General features: G+C 49.3%; 1 protein-coding gene and 1 pseudogene. One reads left to right on the forward strand and one right to left on the reverse strand.

Features of this window, described 5'->3' with window-relative positions; all coding sequences use genetic code 11:
* Positions 1-44: 44 nt before the first annotated feature.
* Positions 45-167: pseudogene (locus PX481_RS19990) on the reverse strand (transposase family protein); the annotation flags it as partial.
* 362 nt (positions 168-529) lie between these two features.
* Between PX481_RS19990 and PX481_RS19995 the strand changes: the two are divergent.
* Positions 530-1279, forward strand: coding sequence for an SIMPL domain-containing protein (locus PX481_RS19995; RefSeq protein WP_002760412.1), 750 nt, complete (start codon positions 530-532; stop codon positions 1277-1279).
* The last annotated feature ends 205 nt before the right edge of the window (positions 1280-1484 follow it).

A 1484-nucleotide genomic window follows, 5' to 3' on the forward strand; every position in this document is an offset into this window, starting at 1 on the left:
AGCCTGTGCCGATTATTTTTAGCAAACTCTCCTAGCTCTCTCTAACCTGAGTATCCTAGCATTGTTCCCAGTATTATTACTACTAATACTATCCATAAATGGTGTCTTTTTCCTTTATCTTTCCGAAAGTCCTTGACTTGTTTCAGTTTTTCTATTAAGCTCAACATATATTTTAAAAGTTGGCGGTCACTTCTCATTTTACAAAGACAGTGATCGCTTTTACTTTTGATATTCTGATGGGAGAATGAAACAGCCCTAGGGGTTTGGGGGGGGAGAGATTCCCTCTAGTGAATGTTGGATACGTCCTGCCAGGTTAAGGAAACTCGATGAACCAAGAATCCCGAAGCGCTTAGTGCGACGGGAGTGTCAATCAGTCACCATTGTGCCAAAGCTCCAGTAAGGGCTGAATAATCTTTGCTGTCAAAGCGCATCAACCTGACGCAAGAAAAATTGATTTTTGTAAATAATAATTTCAACTCGCTCGCTACTAGCATAGGATAGAAACGTCGAATTTTCAGGAGGAGTGACGATGAAAGACAGTTCTATATTCCGACGTTTCCCGCAGCTATTCGCGGGTTTGTCGGTGCTATCGATCGCCCTCGTTGTGAGTTCCTGGATAGCGGCGCGCTCGATCTTGGCGGTGAAACGGGCCAGCGATGTTTTTGTCGTGACTGGTTCGGCAAAAAAGGCGATTACATCCGATTATCTTCTCTGGCGTTTATCGGTTTCCAGTCAACAACCCACCGCCCGCGAAGCCTACCGCGATCTGATCCGGCAAACCGAGCGGATACGAGCTTATCTCAAAGAAAAACAAGTTCCCGACGACGCAATCACCACCAACGCGATCGAGACGATGGCGATTCCCGAAGTAACAGCTAACGGCCAGGAAACTGGGCAAATTCTCGCCTATCGCCTCACCCAACGCTTCGAGATTCGAGCGGGGGATGTGGCCCGTTACACGGAACTTTCTAGGCAGGTAACGGAATTGATCGAGGAGGGAATTAACCTCGTCTCTGAACCCCCCCAATACCTTTACACCCAACTGGATAAGCTGCGGGTGGAAATGGTGGCGGCAGCGACCAAGGATGCGAGAGCGAGGGCTGAGGCGATCGCCAGTAGTACCGGCAGTCGGGTGGGAAGGGTGCGCGATGCGAAAACGGGAGTTTTTCAGATCACCTCGCGCAATTCCACCGACGTGAGCGATTCGGGAATTTACGACACCTCCTCGATCGACAAAGATATTACCGCGGTCGTTTCGGTGACGTTCGGGATCGAGTGAATTACAAGACAATCCTTAGTGCTGTCCAGACAGGGGAGCCTCTGTGCTAGAGCTAGACTTGACGTTGACATCCTCACCGCCGTAAACGGACGGTGATTCCCAAACCTCACGATTTAGGTTTCTGCTTCTTTCCCTTGCGGGGTTCCGCACCTGCCTTAACAGATTTACTCTGTTCTGGTCTTATGGTCGCTCTACAGACTGACAC

It is taken from the genome of Microcystis sp. M53603_WE2, from assembly GCF_030065435.1.